The 21476-nt window shown below is 44.3% G+C and carries 18 protein-coding genes and 1 pseudogene; 14 read left to right on the top strand and 5 right to left on the bottom strand.

Annotation, left to right across the window (positions count from 1 at the left end; genetic code table 11):
- Positions 1-27 precede the first annotated feature (27 nt).
- Positions 28-222 (top strand): annotated as a pseudogene (locus H9653_RS09160) (transposase); the annotation flags it as partial.
- Here H9653_RS09160 and H9653_RS09155 read toward each other — a convergent pair.
- Positions 204-746, bottom strand: a complete 543-nt coding sequence (locus tag H9653_RS09155) for a hypothetical protein (protein ID WP_191692012.1) — start codon at positions 744-746, stop codon at positions 204-206. The pseudogene H9653_RS09160 and the gene H9653_RS09155 overlap by 19 nt on opposite strands.
- 167 nt (positions 747-913) lie before the next feature.
- Positions 914-1924: a hypothetical protein gene (locus tag H9653_RS09150; protein WP_191692010.1), complete on the bottom strand. Its 1011-nt coding sequence runs from the start codon at positions 1922-1924 to the stop codon at positions 914-916.
- A gap of 254 nt (positions 1925-2178) precedes the next feature.
- Between H9653_RS09150 and H9653_RS09145 the strand changes: the two genes are divergently transcribed.
- The 6 genes from H9653_RS09145 to acnD all read left to right on the top strand — a co-directional run bounded on the left by H9653_RS09145 (position 2179) and on the right by acnD (position 10736).
- Positions 2179-3156: a LysR substrate-binding domain-containing protein gene (locus H9653_RS09145; RefSeq protein ID WP_068404719.1), complete on the top strand. Its 978-nt coding sequence runs from the start codon at positions 2179-2181 to the stop codon at positions 3154-3156.
- Positions 3157-3495: 339 nt separating this feature from the next.
- Positions 3496-4794, top strand: coding sequence for an NRAMP family divalent metal transporter (locus H9653_RS09140; protein ID WP_404814810.1), 1299 nt, complete (start codon positions 3496-3498; stop codon positions 4792-4794).
- A 385-nt stretch (positions 4795-5179) separates the two neighbouring features.
- Positions 5180-6070 (top strand): methylisocitrate lyase, encoded by an 891-nt coding sequence (prpB, locus tag H9653_RS09135; RefSeq protein WP_144297896.1) that lies wholly within the window; start codon positions 5180-5182, stop codon positions 6068-6070.
- Positions 6071-6178: 108 nt separating this feature from the next.
- Positions 6179-7318 carry a bifunctional 2-methylcitrate synthase/citrate synthase gene (gene prpC / locus H9653_RS09130; RefSeq protein WP_102076568.1) on the top strand — a complete coding sequence of 380 codons (1140 nt, stop codon included), beginning with the start codon at positions 6179-6181 and terminating at the stop codon, positions 7316-7318.
- A gap of 78 nt (positions 7319-7396) precedes the next feature.
- A complete protein-coding gene (locus H9653_RS09125) occupies positions 7397-7792 on the top strand; it encodes a hypothetical protein (RefSeq protein WP_191692008.1) in 396 nt (131 codons plus the stop codon).
- 310 nt (positions 7793-8102) lie between these two features.
- Positions 8103-10736, top strand: a complete 2634-nt coding sequence (gene acnD, locus H9653_RS09120) for a Fe/S-dependent 2-methylisocitrate dehydratase AcnD (RefSeq protein ID WP_191692014.1) — start codon at positions 8103-8105, stop codon at positions 10734-10736.
- Between the two features lie 110 nt (positions 10737-10846).
- Here the strand turns inward: acnD and H9653_RS09115 are convergent, their stop codons facing one another.
- Together H9653_RS09115 and H9653_RS09110 are read right to left on the bottom strand one after the other, a co-directional pair.
- The gene (locus H9653_RS09115) at positions 10847-11137 is read right to left on the bottom strand and encodes a type II toxin-antitoxin system RelE/ParE family toxin (RefSeq protein ID WP_191692007.1); all 291 of its coding nucleotides are present in this window, start codon (positions 11135-11137) and stop codon (positions 10847-10849) included.
- A gap of 31 nt (positions 11138-11168) precedes the next feature.
- Entirely contained in the window at positions 11169-11390 is a 222-nt protein-coding gene (locus tag H9653_RS09110; RefSeq protein WP_068404729.1) for a TA system antitoxin ParD family protein, read from the bottom strand.
- A 106-nt stretch (positions 11391-11496) separates the two neighbouring features.
- On the opposite strand from H9653_RS09110, the gene prpF reads away from it, so the two are divergent.
- The 5 genes from prpF (at position 11497) to H9653_RS09090 (ending at position 17070) form a co-directional block, all read left to right on the top strand.
- A complete protein-coding gene (gene prpF / locus H9653_RS09105; RefSeq protein ID WP_191692006.1) occupies positions 11497-12750 on the top strand; it encodes a 2-methylaconitate cis-trans isomerase PrpF in 1254 nt (417 codons plus the stop codon).
- Positions 12751-12903: 153 nt separating this feature from the next.
- On the top strand, positions 12904-14751 hold the full coding sequence (locus tag H9653_RS09100) for an ABC transporter ATP-binding protein (protein WP_068404733.1): 1848 nt from the start codon (positions 12904-12906) through the stop codon (positions 14749-14751).
- Between the two features lie 76 nt (positions 14752-14827).
- Positions 14828-15418: a GNAT family N-acetyltransferase gene (locus H9653_RS09095; RefSeq protein WP_191692005.1), complete on the top strand. Its 591-nt coding sequence runs from the start codon at positions 14828-14830 to the stop codon at positions 15416-15418.
- 139 nt (positions 15419-15557) lie between these two features.
- On the top strand, positions 15558-15749 hold the full coding sequence (locus tag H9653_RS12660; RefSeq protein WP_318242165.1) for a hypothetical protein: 192 nt from the start codon (positions 15558-15560) through the stop codon (positions 15747-15749).
- Positions 15750-15786: 37 nt separating this feature from the next.
- Complete coding sequence (locus H9653_RS09090) at positions 15787-17070, top strand: bifunctional 2-methylcitrate dehydratase/aconitate hydratase (protein ID WP_318242166.1); 1284 nt, start codon at positions 15787-15789, stop codon at positions 17068-17070.
- A gap of 188 nt (positions 17071-17258) precedes the next feature.
- On the opposite strand, the gene H9653_RS09085 is transcribed toward H9653_RS09090, so the two are convergent.
- Entirely contained in the window at positions 17259-17900 is a 642-nt protein-coding gene (locus H9653_RS09085; RefSeq protein WP_318242164.1) for an SDR family NAD(P)-dependent oxidoreductase, read from the bottom strand.
- 372 nt (positions 17901-18272) lie between these two features.
- Between H9653_RS09085 and H9653_RS09080 the strand changes: the two genes are divergently transcribed.
- Positions 18273-19679, top strand: a complete 1407-nt coding sequence (locus tag H9653_RS09080) for a DUF2868 domain-containing protein (protein ID WP_191692004.1) — start codon at positions 18273-18275, stop codon at positions 19677-19679.
- Positions 19680-19738: 59 nt separating this feature from the next.
- Complete coding sequence (locus H9653_RS09075) at positions 19739-21424, top strand: DUF3482 domain-containing protein (RefSeq protein ID WP_191692003.1); 1686 nt, start codon at positions 19739-19741, stop codon at positions 21422-21424.
- Positions 21425-21476 lie beyond the last annotated feature (52 nt).

The raw sequence follows: 21476 nt of genomic DNA, 5'->3' as shown, positions 1-21476 counted from the left end.
AAGCCATAATATGATCCCCGTCGTTTTCCTAAAAGGAAAAATGCCAAACAGCCTAATCCAGAGTTTGATAGCTATTTGTACAAGCTGCGTCATCTTGTTGAAAATATGTTTGCAAGGCTCAAGCACTTCCGTAGTATAGCCACTCGCTATGAGAAGTTAGCTCGTAATTTTAAGTCAATGCTTTATCTAGCGTGTACTATCGTTCATTGTAAGATGAATTGAAGACACGCCCTAGGGTCGGTTGCTAAGTTTGTATTCATTTGCTTGGCAGATGCCCTATTCTGAGCAACTGACGTGCTGTTAACTCCTAATGGTACCTGAGAATTTTTTGAGAGTAAGTAATTGAAGGCAAATACGGCAAGCAAGAAGACAGCGCAAAAGATAGCCATGACACTGAGAAACTTGGCATAATTAAGCGACCTACTCTTTTTAGGTTTCTTTGTAGATTTAGCCGTGTCAGCGTAAAATGGAGAGGTTGATTGGTGAGCTGTGACTGTTTCGTTAGAATGAATGATATCTAAGGATTGATGGTTCTCGCTCTGCTTATGTAGCTTATGTACCATAGTCGCATCCGCTGCAGAATTTTCTAACGCTTTTTGCTTATCTTGCTGCTGCATGTAGCGCTCATAGGGCCGACGCATACGCTTTCGACCCTCGATATTCAAGATAACATCATCACTGTTAAGGCTACTGCTAGGCAGCTTATTAGCGATATCAGGATTTCCGTCATTACTTGAGGGGTTCATAAGTCAGTACCGTATCCATATATATGATGAGCGGTATATATCCGCGTCTTTATATGATGATACGTAACCTATGACACGATGCAATGATTTTTGGAATGAGCGTAAGAATTAACAGATAAACGGTATCAAAACACAAGCTCGTTGCTCAAAATCATTATTATCACAGCTTAATCGTTGGTCTCACGATACAAGGTACTTTGTGACTCTTCTCTAAAGTCCTCGTATGTAATGGCTGGCTCAGATGCCGATTCATTTTCTGAATCATCGATAGCGGCGGCTGGTTTACGATTAACGTCTTTGTTGTCGGTATTTACCACCTGAGGCTGAGTATTTACAGGCTGTTGCTTGCTGGCATCATTCGAAGTATTTGTTGCATTTGCGGTATTATTATCGCTGTTATTACTACTGTTTGTCGTGCCAGCGTTATCAGACGCTGCCACCTTAGATTTAGGTTCAGGTTCAGGCGCTGTGGTTGACGTTGATAAGACCCCCGTAAAGATAAGGGCTAGTACCACCGCAGCAATGAATAATGAGCCCACTATCATGCCAATAATGAGCGGTTTTTTGCTACTTGCCAGCTTTTTATTTTTTGAGAGGGTAAATGCGGTTGGACTTTGTACTACCAAACCGTCGTTATCTATGTTCTCATTAGTACTTTTAGAATCATGATCTTGAATGTTTTCATCGTTTTTAGAATGGTTTTTAGAAATGTGCTTGGCATCATCTAAAGAGTCTGTACTGGAAAAGGAGGCTTTTTCTTTTACCATAGCATCATGAGGTAGGTCAGCTTCATTGCTTGCTGTACCACTTACCTCTAGACGCTCATCTTCATCAAAGAAATTCAAATGAACGCCGGTACTTTTACTGCTCGTTCGCTGTAGGCTGCTCTCTGGTTGAAAATCCTCTTGCTGGCTGGCAAACAATTCGAGCTCCGCGGCACTCAAAGGCTCGTATGAGGACAGTTTATCAGCGTTTTTTAGCGGTGCGAGCCTGCCGTTGCCGCTAATACTACTGGCTTGTTCGCCATCTTCATTGTCATTGCTGTCCACATTTTCGACACGCGTGATAAAGCGCTCATAGATATCGTTTTTACGCGAGCGTCTACGCGGCTTAGCATTAGCGATTTTAGCCAAATTTGCCTCTAGATCAGTGCTTTTCTTGCTTTTTTTGTCGCTCATGAAGAGATACCAGAACAGTGAATGCCACAAAAATTAGATGATTGCTAAAATTAAGGTATAAATGATTTTTTACGTTTTATCTATATAACTAATTTACATCAATTGTTTGCTAAATTGTAACACTATCGTTGCCACACAATATAGTGTGTCACTCCCTATCCTTCAAGTATAATTTTAGCTGGGTCGCTGCTATTTACATAAAATAGCTAACATATCTGATTAAATGAGCGTCATAAACAGGTGAGTATCATCATATGGATCTAAAACAGCTCAATGCCTTTATCGCTATCGCTGATCTTAAAAGCTTTAGCGCCGCTACTAGCAAGACGGGGTTGTCACAGCCGACGCTTAGCCGGTTGCTCAAGCAACTTGAAACCGATATGGGCGTAGAATTAATCGACCGCTATCATAGACCGCTCCACCTGACCGAAGCGGGCGCGTTTTTTTACGATAAAATCAGCACCATTCTGACAGAGATTGATACCGTCACCAGTATGACCCAGCGCTTATCGGCGCCAAGTGCGGCTTTAAATATTGGCTTTGTACCATCGGTGCTGTACGGGCTATTACCTGAGGTTATCGCCAAGCTAAAGCAGTCTCATCCTGATATTGAGGTCAATCTCAAGGACATCAGTTCCTATCAGCAAATTCACGCCTTAAAAAGCGGTGATATTGATATTGGCTTTGGGCGTTTTGCGCATCAAGATCCGTGGATTCAGCAAATACTATTGCGGCATGAGCGTTATCTGGTAGCACTGCCTAAAGCACATCCGCTCGCCGATAGCGATGAGCAGCGTCTGATTGACTTGGCAAATAACCGCTTGATTTTATACCATCAAACCCATCTGCCTATTTCGACGACCGCGATACCTATTAAGTCTTCTAACGATCAGCCTTCTTTTGAGCCAGTCACTGAGCCTTTGCTGCATTTATTTGCCCAATATGGTATTTCACCATTTATGACCACCACCGTCAGTGATTTACAAGTGGCGCTCGGTTTGGTTGCCGCGGGCGAAGGCATTACTTTAGTCCCTGCCAGCCTAAAAACGGTGCGTACTGAGCAAATCGTCTATCGTCGCCTATTGCATGAAAATGCTACCTCTCCTATCTACCTGCATACCCTTAAAGACTTTATCCATCCAAAAATCCCCGACTTACTTAGCGCGATTTATCAAGTCTATGAGCGCCGCGGTATCACTTATCGCAAGCAAAGTTTTACCTCGCAAGGGTAAAGAGTATTAAAGTACGTCGAAGCGCTTTAAATCGTGCGAAATGGCAGCTATCGGCAGCATATTGTGGTATAAAGAACCGGCAAAAAAATTGGCGCTAACCCTTGATATTCATAAACTATTATGCTAACCATCAAGAATAGGTATGCAAACTATTAGTAATAATAATTAAAATAATCCTTATCTTGCTCAGCAGCAGTATGCTAAAGTCGATACAAGATGAATCGTTTTATATTTATAGTTTAACTGCTATATATATCGTATAAACCATTTCTCTCATGATCACTGGCAAACTGACACAGGTAAGTGATGTTTTGCCGTTTTAACCATTTCGAGGTATTCATGACCACACAACCACTCAACACTCCAAGCGCCACCGACGATGGCGCAACTGGGTACGCTGTTCCCCAGCAAGAAGGATTTAGCTGGCGGATTTTTGGCCCCGGTATATTAATGGCGACTGCTGCTATCGGTGGCTCGCATCTGATTTCATCGACGCAGGCGGGCGCGCTATATGGCTGGCAGCTGGCGATTATGATTATTTTAGCCAACGTCTTTAAGTATCCGTTTTTTCGCTTCGGCACCGATTATGTTTATGATACGGGCGAGAGTTTGATCGCAGGCTATGCCAAACGCTCAAAGGCCTATCTTTGGATTTACTTTATTCTCTCCATCCTATCAGCGGTGATTAGTACGGGTGCGGTGTCCCTAATAGCAGCGGTTATCTTAGGCTTTATGCTGCCCGCCTCTGTTCAGCTCTCAACCATGAGCTTGTCGATGATTATCGTAGCAGTATCATGGTTCTTCTTGATTGCTGGTCACTATAAGCTGCTCGATGGCGTGACCAAGTGGATTATGATTGCCCTGACCACAGCAACGGTCGCCGCGGTGGTCATTGCCGCTGGCAAGCCAACTGTTATGGTGACAGATTTTGTCGCCGCATCTCCTTGGAATCTTGCGACCTTGGGTTTCATTGTCGCACTGATGGGCTGGATGCCAGCGCCACTTGAGTTTGCAGCGATTACCTCGATGTGGACGTCAGCCAAAAGAAAAACCGACAACACCACTCACCGCCAAGGTTTGTTAGACTTTAACGTTGGTTACGCAGTGTCGGCTATTTTAGCCCTGTTTTTCTTAGCGTTAGGTGTGTTCGTACAATATGGCTCGGGTCAAGAGATTGAACTGGTCGGCGGCGCTTATATCAATCAGCTGATTAACATGTATACCGCCACCATTGGCGAATGGTCACGCCTACTGGTCGCCTTCGTCGCCTTTATGTGCATGTTTGGCACCACGATTACCTGCGCTGATGGTTACGGCCGCGCCAATGCCGAATGCTGGCGTTTGATTAAAGGTCAAAGTGAGATTAATAAAAAACAAATCGCTTTTTGGACCACTTATGCGATTGGTGGCGGATTGGTGATTATCACTTTCTTTACCGGACAATTAGGGGTGATGCTTAAGTTTGCGATGATATCGGCGTTTGTCTCGGCGCCTATTTTTGGTTGGCTTAATTATTCATTGGTTAAAAACCATAAAAAACTATCAATGGGTATGAACGCTTTATCCATTGCAGGTCTGATATTCTTGGCAGGTTTTGCGCTCTTGTTCCTTGCTAACCTTGCAGGATTTATTGGTTAAGCAATATTTACCATTAAGATTTTATGATATAGAAGTAAAAAAAGCCCTTTTAGCCCTGCTATGAGGGCTTTTTATTGTTAAGTGATTATTTTTTTTAAGAGTTGACTGACAAAAAACCCAGCTATTTGTAACTAAATGTAAATTAATTAATATGGTAAAGATGACGACTTTAGTAATATGAATAACTATTATGATAAAGGTTTAAAAAATGGATATTACTATTCTACAATTGAATATATTTAATATAAGTAATCACTGTTTAAAGTAAATTTAATATAAGCTTGAGAAACACCGCTTTGCAGACATGGATAATTGGGTATAATCAAGCACAACAATTTTATCCTTCATCACACGATAAGATTACCCTCCACGTAAGGACGACGATATGACCTCTTCAGCTGGCGCTCGCTTTCGCAGTGCAATAAAACAAAAAAACGATAACAACCAACCATTACAAATTGTCGGCGCGATCAACGCTTATACGGCGATGATGGCAACCCAAGTCGGTCATCAAGCGCTATATCTTTCAGGTGCGGGCGTGGCCAATGCCTCATTTGGTCTGCCTGATCTAGGGATGACCAGCCTTGATAATGTCTTAGAAGACGCACGCCGTATTACTGATGCAGTTGAGACGCCGCTATTGGTCGATATCGACACTGGCTTCGGCGGTGCCTTCAATATCGCTCAAACCATTAAAAAAATGGAAAAAGCCGGCGTTGCAGCGGTGCATATCGAAGACCAAGTGGCGCAAAAACGCTGTGGACATCGCCCAAATAAAGAAATCGTTAGTATCTCTGAGATGGTTGATCGTTTAAAAGCGGCACTTGATGCCAAAACAGACAAAGACTTTGTGGTCATGGCTCGTACAGACGCCCTATCTGTTGAAGGGCTTGATGCAGCGGTTGAGCGCGCCGTTGCTTTCCAAGAGGCTGGTGCTGACATGATTTTTGCCGAAGCATTGACTGATATTGAGATGTACCGTAAGTTTACCGACGTACTTGATATTCCAGTGCTTGCCAATATGACTGAGTTTGGTCAAACCGACCTTTATACCACTGAGCAGTTATATGACGTTGGGGTTGATATGGTACTGTATCCCTTATCAGCGTTTCGTGCGATGAATAAAGCGGCACTAAACGTTTATCAGCATCTGCTTGATGATGGTACGCAAGAGAAAGTCGTCGATACCATGCAAACGCGTATGGAGCTTTATGACTTCTTAAACTATCATGAGTTTGAGCAAACGCTAGATAAGCTGTTTGCCAATAGTAAATAAGCATTAAGTCAACCATAAGCAAAATCATCTACCTTTGGTTTTGCTTATTCACTTTTAGTCATCTTTATTTTTTAACTCAAAAAGAGCTACCAACAAAAGGAATTTAACATGGCAGCACAGAACCAATCAACAAAAGTATTGTCAGGCGCAGGTCTACGTGGTCAGGTCGCGGGCAAGACGGCACTATCGACGGTCGGTAAATCAGGCTCAGGTCTAACCTATCGTGGTTATGATGTGTCAGAGTTGGCCGATAAATGCGTCTTTGAAGAAGTGGCTTATTTGCTACTTTATGGCAACTTGCCAACCCAAAGTGAGCTTGATGCTTATCAGACTAAATTGAAAGGTTTACGCGGCTTACCTCAAGCATTAAAAGATGTGCTTGAGCGTATTCCTGCGGACGCCCATCCGATGGATGTATTGCGTACCGGCTGCTCAATGCTTGGTAACCTTGAGATGGAAACCGACTTCTCACAACAGAACGATAAAACCGACCGCATGCTAGCGGTATTCCCATCAATCATCAATTACTGGTACCGCTTTACCCACGACAATGTGCGTATCGAAACCGAAACCGATGATGATACGATTGGCGGTCACTTCTTACATCTGCTTAAAGGTGAAAAACCAAACGAGCTTCATACCAAGGTTATGAACGTCTCACTTATTCTTTATGCTGAGCATGAGTTTAACGCCTCAACCTTTACCGCGCGTGTTTGTGCCTCTACCCTATCTGATATCCACTCTTGTATCACTGGCGCGATTGGCTCGTTACGTGGTCACTTACATGGCGGCGCCAATGAAGCGGCGATGGATATGATTGAAGGCTTTAGCTCACCAGATGAAGCCGAAGAAGAGATGATGGCGATGCTGGCGCGAAAAGACAAAATCATGGGCTTTGGTCATGCCATCTATAGCGAATCAGATCCACGGAACGTGGTGATTAAAGGCTGGTCTGAGAAGTTAGCCGCTGACGTTGGTGATACTGTGCTATACCCAGTATCGGTACGCTGCGAAGAAGTGATGTGGCGTGAGAAAAAGCTGTTCTGTAATGCCGATTTCTTCCATGCCTCTGCCTATCACTTTATGGGTATTCCAACCAAACTATTCACGCCAATCTTTGTTTGCTCACGCTTAACTGGTTGGGCCGCTCACGTGTTTGAGCAACGCGCTAACAACCGTATCATTCGCCCAAGTGCCGAATATACTGGTGAAGAATTGCGCCCAGTACCAGAGATGAGTGCGCGTTAATTTTTCTTGATGTAGAAGCTACGTAGAGTGTGCCGATTTGATGCACTCTACCATTACTTTTAAATAAGTTAAAACCCCATGATATTTGACAATACTTTCGATATTAAATCGGCATTAAAGAATGCACCGTTTTTGCATACTTGGTGGTCTTGCGCCAAAGAGGGTACAGACTTTAAGAAAACTTTTACAGACGAACTGGAAAAAGAGCTTTATATAGGCCATCCGCTATATGGACTTGAGGTCGAGATCATTGCACGACGGGGCGCAAATGACGATTGCTTGTTTAAGATTACTCATTCAAACCAAGTGTGTGTTGTACACTTAACTTGGAAGAAGGATACTGAAATTCCTCCTTACCCACTAACGCATATATATGAAAGCTTAGACCACTGGTATGAAACAGACAAAATGTTATTGGTTATGCTATCGGTCTTATTACAAATTTGGACTTCGAAAGTTACATTTATGCTTTAGACAGCAAAGAATGTCTGTTGACGGATAATGAGTATCTAAGTTTTATTTCTTTAAATTTTGATAGTAGGTTTGAAGCATTGATAGCTTTTAATCAGTGGTTTAGAAAAAAATTCAAAGATGCTAGATACGATTTATTAGAGATGAATAAAAGATTTAATAAGTGATTGAATATTTTCCTCTACTAAGTTTTTTTAGCAAAGCTACTTTTTATTATTAAAAATGATTTTGCCAAACGAACTATTCTTTTCAATCCACATTGCAACCAGCCAACAGCCAAAGGTGACTTATGGACAACGCCCTCGTACAACCGATGAATGAACAATTTAAAAAACCATTACCCGATACTGATTTGTATTACTTTGACGCCCGTGAAGCGATTGAAAATATCGAAGCTGGCGCCTATGACAAACTACCGTTCTGCTCAAAAGTATTGTGTGAAAACTTGGTACGCCGCTGCCCACCAGAAGACTTAACCGCAGCCCTTAAGCAGCATATTGAAGGCAAGCAAGACCTCGATTTTCCGTGGTATCCTGCTCGCGTCGTCTGCCACGATATTTTAGGTCAGACTGCGTTTGTTGACTTGGCAGGTCTACGTGATGCTATCGCTGAGCAAGGCGGTGACCCATCAAAAGTAAACCCTATCGTACCGACTCAGCTTATTGTCGACCATTCACTAGCGGTTGAACATGCAGGCTTTGAAGAAAACGCTTTTGAGAAAAACCGCGCCATCGAAGAGCGCCGTAACGATGACCGTTTTCACTTTATCAACTGGTGCCAGTACGCCTTTGATAACGTCAACGTCGTACCGCCTGGTAACGGCATTATGCATCAAATCAACCTAGAGAAAATGTCGCCGGTTGTGCAAGTGGTACAAAATAAAGCCGGTGAACAAGTGGCGTTTGCCGACACTTTGGTTGGTACGGATAGCCATACGCCGATGGTTGATGCTTTGGGTGTGATTTCAATCGGTGTTGGCGGGCTTGAAGCGGAAAGCGTCATGCTAGGCAACCCCTCATACATGCGCCTGCCAGATTATGTTGGGGTCAAATTAACGGGTAAATTGCAAAAAGGCATTACTGGTACCGATTTGGTATTAGCTATGACTGAATTCTTACGTGATGCAGGGGTGGTATCTACTTATATCGAATTCTTCGGTGAAGGGGCACGCCAATTAAGCGTCGGTGACCGTGCGTCTATCTCAAACATGACCCCAGAATATGGCGCCACTGCCGCGATGTTTTATATCGATGAGCAAACTATCGACTATTTGCGTCTAACGGGCCGTAGTGAAGAACAAATCAAACTGGTTGAGCAGTATGCTAAGCAAACCGGTCTGTGGGCTGACGGTATGGAAAATGCTATTTATCCACGCGTTCTTGAGTTTGATTTATCAAAAGTCGTTCGTAATATGGCCGGCCCTTCACGTCCGCATGCGCGCGTATCAACCACAGACTTGGTTGCTAAAGGCATTGCTCATGGCGAAGGTGATAAATTACCTGAACCAAAAGATGGCTTAATGCCAGATGGCGCGGTGATTATCGCCGCGATTACCAGCTGTACCAATACGTCTAACCCGCGCAATATGGTTGCTGCTGGTCTTGTCGCCCGTAATGCGAATAAAAAAGGTTTGCTGCGTAAGCCTTGGGTGAAATCGTCATTAGCACCTGGCTCAAAAACGGTCAAGATGTACTTAGAAGAAGCTGGCCTGATGCCTGAGCTACAAGAAATCGGTTTTGACGTGGTTGGCTTTGCTTGTACTACTTGTAACGGTATGAGTGGCGCGCTTGATCCTGATATCCAGCAAGAAATCATCGACCGTGACTTATTTACCACCGCTGTACTATCGGGCAACCGTAATTTTGATGGTCGTATCCACCCGTATGCTAAGCAAGCATTTTTAGCGTCACCGCCATTAGTGATTGCCTACGCTATCGCCGGTAACATTCGCTTTGATATCGAAAAAGATTCGTTAGGTAAAGATCAAGCTGGCAATGACGTGTATTTAAAAGACATCTGGTTTGATGACGATGAAGTTGATGCTATCGTCGCCAAAGCGGTGAAGCCTGAGCAATTTAACGCCGTGTATATCCCAATGTTTGATGAAGCCAAAAAAGACACCGGCAAGGCGCTAAGCCCACTGTATGACTGGCGCGAGATGACCACTTATATCCGTCGTCCGCCGTATTGGGAAGGCAAAATGGCGGCGATGAATAAGCTAAAAGGTATGCGTCCACTGGCGGTGCTTGGCGATAATATCACCACTGACCATTTGTCACCGTCTAACGCGATTTTGGGCGATTCGGCTGCTGGCGAGTACCTTGATACCATGGGCCTGCCTGCGGAAGACTATAACTCTTATGCGACTCATCGCGGCGATCACTTAACGGCGCAGCGTGCAACATTTGCCAACCCTAAATTGCTCAATGAGATGGTACGCGACGAGAACGGTGACGTAATTCAAGGGTCACTTGCTAGAGTAGAGCCAGAAGGTCAGGTCATGCGCATGTGGGAAGCGATTGAAACCTATATGAACCGCGAGCAACCGCTGATCATCATCGCCGGCGACGGCTATGGTCAAGGCTCAAGCCGTGACTGGGCTGCCAAAGGTGTACGTCTGGCTGGCGTTGAAGTCGTGGTTGCAGAAGATTTTGAACGTATCCATCGTCAAAACTTGGTCGGTATGGGCGCGCTCCCCTTGCAGTTTAAAGAAGGGGTCAATCGCAATACCTTAAATATCGATGGTACTGAAATATTCGATATCGAAGGCGAAGTATCTGCTCGTGGTGAGATGACGTTAGTGATTCACCGTAAAGACGGTAGCGTCGATAAAGCACCTGTTATCTGCCGTTTAGATACCGCTGATGAGGTGAAAATGTATAACGCTGGCGGTATGCTACAACGCTTTGCCAAAGAGTTTATCGATGGCACGTTAGATATCGCGTAATCCGCATGAATTTTGAGTAATCAAAGAGCCGATGTTGTATAAATTATACGGCATCGGTTTTTTAATCTTTAGATATGAAAAATAATGAGCCTAGTGCTTTATAACGAGCATTAAAGTATTAATTTAACGTCCCGATAAAAGTTCTCATGTGGGCCAAACATTAACAAGGTAAGGACAAGTTGACCATCATCGATTTGATAAGCCAATAATGTTAACTGCTTTAGCATTTTAAACTTATAAATTCGTACGGACGATAAGTCACCTACCTTTTGCACACCTATATCAGGATGGTCAATGATGGCACGTACAGCATCATCTAAATCAGCTTTCTGATTATTGTGCAATTTTTTAACGGCTTTTTTAAAACTATGCGATTGAATAATACTTAAAGGCTGAGTCATTATTTATCCAAAGTAAACTATCCAAAGTAAACTATCCAAATTCGTAGGGTTCAACCATACCAGCATCAACTTCTGCTTGCGCAATCAAAAGCTGACGAACAAATTCGTAAGACAGATCAGGGTTGTCTTCCATAATTTGTCCAATGGTAGCCCAATGCTCTATTTGCTTTGGTGGGGTACGATGTTGTGCTTTAGATATCGCATAGGCTTTATCAACCAGCGCCTTGTTAAGACGTATGCTCGCAGTGGACATAACTTTCTCCATATTCAAATTCAAAATATTAACCCTTGTGGCATTTTACCACAAAAATAGTGTATTAACGACTCTCATCCTCATAAACAGATATAAGGAATAAGAAATGACCCAATCAACTTTAAAAAACACACCAAAATTTGCCCCACAAGTCTCAGTTCCTGCTACCTATATGCGCGGCGGTACTTCAAAAGGTACTTTCTTTAAACTATCTGATTTACCAGAGCGCTGCCAAGTGGCCGGTAAGTCGCGTGATAATTTCCTCTTGCGAGTTATTGGCAGCCCCGACCCTTATGGTAAGCAAATTGACGGCTTGGGCAATGGTAGTTCTAGCACTTCAAAGACGGTAATTTTGTCTAGAGCATCACGCGCAGATCACGATGTCAATTACTTGTTTGGACAAGTCAATATCGCCAAACCTATGATAGATTGGGCGGGAAATTGCGGTAATTTAACCGCAGCAGTTGGTGCTTGTGCGCTTAATATGGGCTTAGTTGATGCTGATAAAGTTACTAATAGTATTGATGACAGTAGTGAGAGTGGCATTTGCGAAGTACGTATTTGGCAAGAAAATATCAGTAAAACCATTATCGCTCATGTGCCTGTTTACTTAGATGCGCAAGGCAAGGTACAAGTGCAAGAAACCGGCGATTTTGAATTAGACGGTGTGACCTTTCCTGCTGCCGAAGTAAAGATTGAATTTATCGACCCGGTAGATTCATCAAGCGATATGTTCCCCACGGGCAACCTAATCGATGATTTTGATGTGTCTGGCTGTGGTTTAAGTACCGATAGCGTCAAGGCCACCTTTATCAGTGCCGGTATTCCAACCATCTTTATGAAAAGCGCTGATTTGGGCTTTACTGGTACGGAACTGCAAGGCGACATCAATAGTAATAGCGAAACCTTAGCTAAGTTAGAGGCAATCCGTGCCAAAGGTGGCGTTGCGATGGGGTTATTTAAAGACGTCAGTGAAGCACAAAGTAGTCAACATATTCCAAAGATTGCTTGGGTTGCCCCTGCACAAAGTTATAGCGCCTCAAGTGGCAAAGCCGTTGATGCAGCAGACATTGACTTAGTCGTACGCGCGATGAGTATGGGACAATTACATCATGCGATGATGGGTACGGCAGCGGTGGCGATTGCCGCAGCAGCAACGACGCAAGGTACATTGGTCAATGAAGCAGCTGGTGGTAGCGAATTAGGTGAAGTGCGCTTTGGGCATCCATCAGGAACGCTACTCGTCGGCGGTAAAACCGAACGCGTGAACGGACGCTGGCAAGCCAAAAAAGTCTCCATGAGCCGCTCTGCACGCCGTATTATGGTTGGTGAAGTTTTTGTACCAGCGGATGCTTTTTAATAACGACAATTTTTAGGAAACGAACTTAAAAGAAAATTAAAGGTAACAAGGTTTAAGATACTGCTTAAAGTCTTTATACTGGTGGTCGCTTATTATTATGAATAATAAGCAGTTAATACATGCCAATATCAAATTAAATAGCGCCTTAACCCTATGAGTACTCCGCCACGCCGTGTTCCTTTAGACATCAAGCCGCCCACCAAAAAAAAGGAACGGGGGGCTTTGCTGTGGTCGATTTTAAAAAGGCTCGGAGAGTTTGCAAGACCCTATCGCGGGCTTTTTATTTTAACCTTAATATTGACAGTGCTTGGGTCGTTTACCGCGCAGGTGAATGCCTTTGTCTTGCAATATACCATCGATACTTTGACCAATATTGTTGGTTTACCTGACCCATGGGTAGAAGGTATAAAATTACTGACGCTCATTAGCGTGATTTTATTGGTGAAAGAAGTCCTTAACGTCATCATTACCTTTGGTCAGCGCTATTTTGGTGAGCGTATCCGTATTAACCTATCGCGTGATTTGTCACAAAAGGTAGTTGACCGTATTTTGTCTTACAAAATGGCGTTTTATACCAGCGACGAGAACGCCAGCGGTAAGCTGCAAACCCGCATTGATTTGGGGGTCAGCAGTCTCACGCAATTGGTACAAAACTTCTTTATTGACATGCTGCCGCTGTTTGCCAGTGCTATCGTGTCATTAATCATTATGTTTAACGCCAATTTTTGGGTCGGTATGGTCGGTTTGATTATTGTGCCGATTTACTTTTTTGTCAGTCAGCGCCAAGCCAACCGTCTGCAAGGGTTTCGCAAACAAATGCGCCAATATCGCGAGACCAAAAGCGGCTTGGTGATTTCGATTATTGACTCTATCACGGTGATTAAATCCTTTGTGCGCGAGCCGATTGAGTCCGGTAAGCATTGGGACATCCAAAAGGATATGACCGCCAATCAGCTACGTATTCGCAGTATTGCGTTTATGTATAACGCTGGCAAAACCTTTATCGAGCAAATCGGCGTGGTGGCAATTATTGTCCTAACCTCATATTTTGTGCTCAACGGACAGATGACCATTGGCGCCATTATGTTCCATATCCTACTGTTTCAAAACGTCGCGGCTCCCATTCGCGAATTGCACCGCATTTACGACCAAATTAATAATGCCCTCACCTATGCCGAAGGCTTCTTTGATATCTTGGACGACGACCAAGCAATTGAAAACGAAGGTAAAGTCAAATGTACCGATTTAAAAGGTCATATCGAGCTAAAAGATGTCAATTTCTCCTACCCCAATGGCAAGCAGGCGCTGCATGATGTGAGTTTTAATATTCATCCCAATCGTATCACCGCTTTGGTCGGATTAAGTGGCGCAGGTAAAAGCACGATTATTAATTTATTGGTCAAATTCTATGACCCAAGCAGCGGTACTATTTGCCTCGATGGGCGTAATTTAGAGGACTACAGCACCCATGACTTGCGTGAGCAAATCGGCTTAGTGCTACAAAAGAACCATATTTTCTCAGGGACGATCGCCGACAACATTCGTTACGGGGCGATGGATGCCACCGATGAGGAGATTATCGACGCCGCCAAACAAGCCTCTATTCATGAGCAAGTCGTTGGTATGCCTGAAGGCTATGACAGTGAAGCCAAACTACTCTCCGGCGGACAGCAGCAGCGTATCGCGCTGGCAAGGATGTTTTTAAAAAACCCACCGATCGTATTTTTGGATGAACCAACGGCCAGCCTTGACGCTATTGCCACCCAGCAAATTAAGCACAGTCTAGATTTAATTAAAAAAGACCGTACGGTGATTATTGTCTCGCACAATATCTCGCAAATTATCGATGCTGATGATTTGGTGGTGATTGAAAACGGCCGTGTGATGGAGACTGGCACGCATGAGGAGCTTTATGCCAATCACGGTAAATACTATGAGATATTCAATGCCATGTCCGATAGTTTGAATTTAGATAAAATCAGTCAAACCTTAAATAGTTAATATAGGGCGAAATCGTTATAATGCTCAGTCTTTAAGACATTAAAAAACCCTTTAAATCGTTAAAAGCTAGCCGACTATGACCTGTGAATTTTCTATAAAAACCTTTGATGAGCTGACTACCGTTGATGTTTACCATATTTTAAAAGCGCGCTCACAAGTATTTGTGGTCGAGCAAAACTGCCCGTATCAAGACATGGACGAGTTGGATTTTGATTGTCTGCATCTGGTCGCCCATCAAGACGAAGCCTTGATTGGCTATTGCCGCATCATTCCGCCGCAATTTAATCATAAAAGATCCTCGGTTAATCCGTCAGGTCCGATACCGGCGATTGGCAGGGTTCTGGTGTTAGCAGAGCATCGCGGCTATGGCGTTGCCCGTCAAATGATGCTTGAAGCCATCAAATACTGCCGTAAAAAGTATGGTAAAAAAACCATCATCATCTCCGCGCAGACTTATTTGCTAAACTTTTACGAATCACTTGGATTTATCGTTGAAGGTGAACGCTACCTTGAAGACGGTATCGAGCATGTCACCATGGTTTTACCTGTCATTAAAAAAGTAAAGGTGAAAAAAGAAAGCTCGGGAATGGTGAGTAGTATTCTCAGTTTTTTGCTATTAATATTGGCACTTTTATTCATTGTCGGTTTGGTTTATCTCATGGTGTAACTTATGAAACGATAAAACAGTCTTACACGACTTCACTGTTGTTCGATATTGAGTATGTTATTTTTGATGCATCACTGATTGATAAATCATGTCGCTTATCAATCACTCCAATATTCGACTCAAGGAAGAGGTAACGATTATGTCTACGACTCAAAACGCTACGGTAGAGAGCAATATCCGTCCAGAGTATGACGATGAAATTCAAAAAATCGCCGACTATGTGCTTAATTACTCTATCGATAACGACTCGCCCAATAGTGCCGATGCTTGGAATACTGCTCGCCACTGTCTGATGGACACCCTAGGCTGCGGACTGTTGGCACTTTCCTGAATGTACCAAACACCTCGGACCCGATTGTGCTGATCAAATTACTCCTAATGGCGCGCGCGTCCCTGGTACGCCTCATAGACTTGACCCCATTAAAGCCGCTTTTGATATTGGCTGCATGGTGCGCTGGCTTGATTATAATGATACGTGGCTTGCTGCTGAATGGGGACATCCCTCAGACAACTTAGGCGGAATTTTGGCAGTGGCGGACTATATCAGTCAGCAAAACGTCAGCCAAAATAAAGCACCGCTCACCATGCGCGACGTTTTAGAAGCGATGATTATGGCGCATGAGATTCAAGGTGTGCTTGCCTTAGACAATTCATTTAACCGCGTGGGTCTAGACCATGTGTTCCTCGTCAAACTCGCCTCAACGGCGGTGGTCGCCAAACTCTATAAATTACCACGTGAGCGTATCATGGCGGCGATCTCGCAAGCGATTGTCGATGGTCAAGCGCTGCGTACCTATCGTCATGCGCCAAACGCTGGTAGCCGTAAGTCATGGGCGGCAGGTGATGCCACCAGTCGTGCGGTACGCTTGGTCGATATCACCCGCCGCGGCGAAATGGGCATCCCGGGAGCATTAACCGCGCCGCAATGGGGTTTTTATGATGTGTTGTTTAGCCATACCAATAAAGACCTAGCACTCAAACCTACAGGCGAGTGCCGTTTTACCTTTCAGCGCGAGTTTGGTAGCTATGTGATGGAAAACATCTTATTTAAGATAAGCTTTCCTGCCGAGTTCCATGCCCAGACCGCCTGTGAAGCAGCGGTTATTTTGCATCCTATGGTTGATGATAGAATCGATGATATTGAAAAAATCGTCCTGACCACGCATGATTCAGCGATTCGAATTATCTCCAAAGAAGGCGCACTTGCCAATCCTGCCGATCGCGATCATTGTTTGCAATATATGGTTGCCGTGCCTTTATTGACGGGTGACTTGATGGCAGAGAACTATGAAGATGATTACCACGAACAGCATCATATTTTGATTGATGGGCTGCGCCGTAAAATGGTCGTCGTCGAAGATCCCAATTATTCAAAAGATTATCACGACCCAAGCAAACGCTCGATTGCTAATGCCATTCAGATATTCTTTAAAGATGGCAGCAGTACCGATAAAGTCGCTGTCGAATACCCGATTGGTCATAAGCGCCGCCGCGCAGAAGGTATCCCAGTACTCAAAGCAAAGTTCCGAGCAAGCTTGGCAACGCGCTTTATTGACAGTTGCTGTGCGGATATTTTTGCGCTATGTGATGATCAAAAGCGCTTAGAGCAAACCCCAGTCAATGAGTTTATGGATCTATTTGTCGCTAATTAATGTTAAAGCGTATAAATAGTTCAGTGCGTTTTTGTTTTTATAAATTGGGTTTTTACCAATTTTTTACCAGGCTTTTACCAAGCTATCGACTCACCTGCCCAATCGACAAAACAACCAGATTGGGCGGAAGTCATCCTATCAAGTACTTCTAGTAAACGCTCGGCGCTATAAGCTGGCGAGAACAGCTTTTAGTCAGCCACATTGCCCTGAAAAGGCGATGATAACTGGGTATCGACGGTGCCTGGCTGCATGACGACCACGCAGACATCCTTTAGCGACCGACTCCATTCAATGCTCAAATTTTTCATACCCATATTCAGTGCCGCTTTACTCATACGGTAGCTGTACCAACCGCCAAGCTGATTGTCGCTAATACTACCAACCCGAGCCGATATGGTCGCAAAAATCGCCGGCTTATCCGCATTGCGCTCGGCTTTAGCCAGTAGTGGCTTGATATGCTTGGCAATCAGCAGGCTGGCTAAGGCGTTAATCTGCATATTCTGTAAAAAGAAGTCCGTCTCCAATTGTCGTAGCGCTTTTTCTGGTTGATTATGCGGCGTATGCAATAGCCCCACACAATTAATCGCCCAATCAATATGAGTGGTTTGCTGCTTAATATCAGCAATGGCTTGCTCGATACTTTTCTCATCGCTGACATCCATCGGTAACCAATACAAATTATCGGCCGCAAAATTAGGCTGATTTGTATGATAAGTGGCAAATATTTTTCCACTGCTTTTATTATTAGCACTCATCTCTATCAGCTGTTTAACCATCGCTTTGCCGATACCACCGCTAGCGCCAATGATTAAATAGTTTTTTTGATTCACAAAGCACTCCTTATTATCATATATAGTGAGAGAAAAGTAATATCAATACATCACGCACTGCTGATATCAATTTTTCTTGCTTGCTGTGCCTGCGCAGACAGAGGCTACGAAAAATTGATATCAGCAATACCGTAGCGTTTTTAGGGTATTTTGACTATATATGCATTCTTGCATTCATTTTGGCGTATTTACTTTACATTTACTATGCTAAAACGCTAAGAATAATAGAAGTTATCGCTATTCTATATAGGCTACAATAATCACTGACGGGTAAATACTCGACATCTATCAATTGAGATGTCTAACTGCCGTTAACCTTTAATCTTAACCTTTTAAATTTAACCAACGCCTTTATACGGATGTCATCGCCCTATGCTATCGCCCCAAGACCAATTGACTGAGCTGGTACGAACGCTTGAGACGCAGCAGCATGTCTTTGCCACTGACCCGCTACTTATCACAGAAAAGCTGCAAAGTGAGGATGGGAAGCCCATTCAAAAGTTGCATCGCCGCGCCTCGCGTATCGATAGTAACGGTGCGCTGGCACGTGTGCTTGGTAAAATTGATGGGCGCATCAAAGGTATTATGCTGGTTATGAGTGTGCTGTGGTGCATTTCGGGGTTTTTGGGGCTGTTTACCTTGCTGCAGACCAATGTGGTGAACTTCTTTTATGTGCTGGTTTGTCTGCTTGGCTTTCATACCATCATGCTCTTAGGCTGGCTAGTCATGACTTTGATTAATCAAGGTAAGCAGTCGTCAAATTGGTTTGCCAGTTTTGTGAGTCCAAGTTATCTGATACGCGGTAAGGACGATGTCACCAAAGCGGCGGTTGATTTGTACGAGCGTCAATTACAACACAGCGGTATGCGTTGGTATCTGGGGCGCTTTAGCCATCAATTGTGGCTCGCTACCTTGACTGGTATGCTGCTGGCGATCATATTTTTGTTGATTGTGCGCCAGTATAGCTTTAGTTGGGAGTCGACATTACTCTCTGATCAGGCGCTGATCACTTTGACTCAAATACTCGGCTGGTTACCAAGCAAAGTTGGATTTACCGTGCCTGACAGTGCTGCTATCGTACAGAGTCGTTTGGTGACTGATGCCATGCCCTTATCGATGGCGCGGCAATGGGCAGGTTTATTGGTCGGTAGCTTGCTGATGTACGGTATTGTACCAAGGGCGATTGCTTGGATATTTTGCGCCTTGATGTTCCGACGTAAAAAGATGCGTTTGGATATCAAGCAGCCATATTATCAAAAGATTCTGAACTTTTGGCAGCGTCATGTGGTCGATGCAGATGATTTTAAGGCAGCGCCTGCTCCTGTCGCGCCAAAAGCGACAGTGAGTACTGGCAAGAAACTGGTTGCTCTACTTGAATACCCATCACAGCAGGATCATTGGTGGCAATCAGGACTTAGTGCCGACATGAGTAGCCATAGTAATAATATTAACAGTAACATTAACAATGTCGAGAATTTCGGTATTGTTGACGACCGTGATGATATGGAGCGCTTAACGACTTATTTGGACAGCCATCCGGTTCAAGTGCTACTAGGTATACATAGCAAGGCTTTACCTGACCGAGGTACACTGCGTAAACTTGATCGTATTGCCGAACATGCCGCAGACGGCCTTATTGTACAGCTGCTCGGTGATGCCAACACCGCTAACACCAACGAGCAAGAGCAAGACTCAGAAATCCAAAGCGCAGAAAATCAGGGCGTTCGTTATCAGCAGTGGCAGACCGCCCTTGCCGCTCGAAAAATCGGCTTGGTTTAGCTTGCTTGTTTAGATACTCTAATACCGATACTCAATAATATTAATAATAAGATTCTATTATGAACAATGACAATAATAATCAAAGCAACCATCAAGATAATGCCAAAGCTGTCGGCCTGTTCGCCGATAAAGCCTATGAGCCCGTACGCGACTCAGAAGCTGATTTGAAAAATGAAAATGTGAATGCTGATACAGAGCTATCGCTGGATAAACCAGCGTCAGATGATCAAGCGCTATCGGTTAATACTGCCTTTAATAATAATGTCTCTAAAAAGACCATTGCCAGGGGCGAAGCACTCAAACTAGCGGTCGTTGGTCATACCAATACCGGTAAAACGTCACTACTGCGTACGTTACTCCGCGATGTTTATTTTGGGGAAGTGAAAAACGAAGCGGCAACCACTCGGCATGTCGAGCAAGCAAAATTAACCGACAGCCAAACGGGCGAAGTATTGGTGGTGCTGTATGACACGCCAGGTTTAGAAGATGCTTCGGGGTTAATGGATTGGCTAGAAGACAACACTGCCAGTCGCCGTGACGGTATTGAGCGTTTGCAGCAGTTTTTGGCAGCCGATATTGCCCAAGGCGGCAATGCGCTAGCTAACAATGGTAACAATGAGGACTATAGCCAAGAAGCCAAAGTAATTCGGCAGCTGCTGGCAAGTGATATGGCTATTTATGTTGTCGATGCGCGTGAGCCGGTACTCGGTAAGTATAAAGATGAGCTGGCTATTTTATCTTGGGCGGCGATACCGGTTATGCCGGTATTTAACTTTACTGACAGTCAAGATGCCAATATCGACGCATGGCAGACGATGCTGGCAAGACGTAATTTGCACATCTCAACGCGCTTTGATTCCGTGGCTTTCGAATTTAAAGATGAGATGCGCTTATGGCAAAATCTTGCCATCATGCTCACCCATTCTGAGATGCTTGAGCAACTCATGGCACGCCGTACAGAAAACTGGGCGCAGCTCTATGAGGAGGCCAATATCATCATTGCCGATTTTTTATTAAATGTTGCCTCCTTTGTGCGTGAAATTAGTGAAGATGATGATCCAATGCCCGTACTTGCGCAAATGCAAGAAGCGGTCAGGCAGAGTGAACGGGCAATGCAGAACAGCCTGCTTAACTTATATAAATTTTATGATAACGCCGTGGCAGCAACGCCACTTGAGTTACAAGCCTATCAGCAAGACCCTTTTGACCCTGAACTGCTCAAAAGCTATGGTATTCGTACGACATCTGGTGCAGCAGCGGGCGCATTATTAGGTTTGGGTATTGATGCGGCGGCACTCGGCACCACGTTAGGTTTGGGCGCTGCCATTGGCGGTATCGCAGGCGGGCTATTATCGAATACCAGTAGCATCGCTGATAAAATCACTGGCGTAAAGCGCTTATATATCGACCCTGCCACCCTAACCTTACTCGCCACGCGAGCGATAGATTTGCTCACCGCACTGCGTCATCGTGGTCATGCAGCAACCGATGCCACCCAACTGATATATAGCGGCGCAAAAAACGATGCTGATATCTCAAATAACGACAACCTAAGTAACGATAATGAAGAAAGTGTCGTGACGCCGTGGCCGCCACATAAATTACCCAGTGAGCTTAAAAAAGCTCGCGGCAAACCGCAATGGTCATCACTTAGTAGCGGTAAATCTGAACAGGCTCAGCTACTACGTGCAGATATGGCGTGGTCGCTGGCAAGTAAATTACAGTTATATAAGCCTGAGCGTTAAGTGTTAACCGTCGCTTTCTTTTATTTTTCAAACATATGGCTTTCAAGCGACC

The sequence above is a fragment of the Psychrobacter communis genome, from assembly GCF_014836505.1.
GTDB classification, from domain to species: domain Bacteria; phylum Pseudomonadota; class Gammaproteobacteria; order Pseudomonadales; family Moraxellaceae; genus Psychrobacter; species Psychrobacter faecalis.
Note: the sequence above shows the minus strand (reverse complement) of the source record. Positions and strands in the feature narration are given on the sequence as shown.

Coding starts and splice junctions, on each gene's coding strand:
- H9653_RS09125 (WP_191692008.1), top strand. CDS start 7,397: ATGATATTTGACAATACTTTCGATATTAAATCGGCATTAAAGAATGCA.
- H9653_RS09095 (WP_191692005.1), top strand. CDS start 14,828: ATGACCTGTGAATTTTCTATAAAAACCTTTGATGAGCTGACTACCGTT.
- H9653_RS12660 (WP_318242165.1), top strand. CDS start 15,558: ATGTCTACGACTCAAAACGCTACGGTAGAGAGCAATATCCGTCCAGAG.
- H9653_RS09145 (WP_068404719.1), top strand. CDS start 2,179: ATGGATCTAAAACAGCTCAATGCCTTTATCGCTATCGCTGATCTTAAA.
- prpF (WP_191692006.1), top strand. CDS start 11,497: ATGACCCAATCAACTTTAAAAAACACACCAAAATTTGCCCCACAAGTC.
- H9653_RS09075 (WP_191692003.1), top strand. CDS start 19,739: ATGAACAATGACAATAATAATCAAAGCAACCATCAAGATAATGCCAAA.
- acnD (WP_191692014.1), top strand. CDS start 8,103: ATGAATGAACAATTTAAAAAACCATTACCCGATACTGATTTGTATTAC.
- H9653_RS09155 (WP_191692012.1), bottom strand. CDS start 746: ATGAACCCCTCAAGTAATGACGGAAATCCTGATATCGCTAATAAGCTG.
- H9653_RS09115 (WP_191692007.1), bottom strand. CDS start 11,137: ATGACTCAGCCTTTAAGTATTATTCAATCGCATAGTTTTAAAAAAGCC.
- H9653_RS09140 (WP_404814810.1), top strand. CDS start 3,496: ATGACCACACAACCACTCAACACTCCAAGCGCCACCGACGATGGCGCA.
- prpC (WP_102076568.1), top strand. CDS start 6,179: ATGGCAGCACAGAACCAATCAACAAAAGTATTGTCAGGCGCAGGTCTA.
- H9653_RS09110 (WP_068404729.1), bottom strand. CDS start 11,390: ATGTCCACTGCGAGCATACGTCTTAACAAGGCGCTGGTTGATAAAGCC.
- prpB (WP_144297896.1), top strand. CDS start 5,180: ATGACCTCTTCAGCTGGCGCTCGCTTTCGCAGTGCAATAAAACAAAAA.
- H9653_RS09100 (WP_068404733.1), top strand. CDS start 12,904: ATGAGTACTCCGCCACGCCGTGTTCCTTTAGACATCAAGCCGCCCACC.
- H9653_RS09080 (WP_191692004.1), top strand. CDS start 18,273: ATGCTATCGCCCCAAGACCAATTGACTGAGCTGGTACGAACGCTTGAG.
- H9653_RS09150 (WP_191692010.1), bottom strand. CDS start 1,924: ATGAGCGACAAAAAAAGCAAGAAAAGCACTGATCTAGAGGCAAATTTG.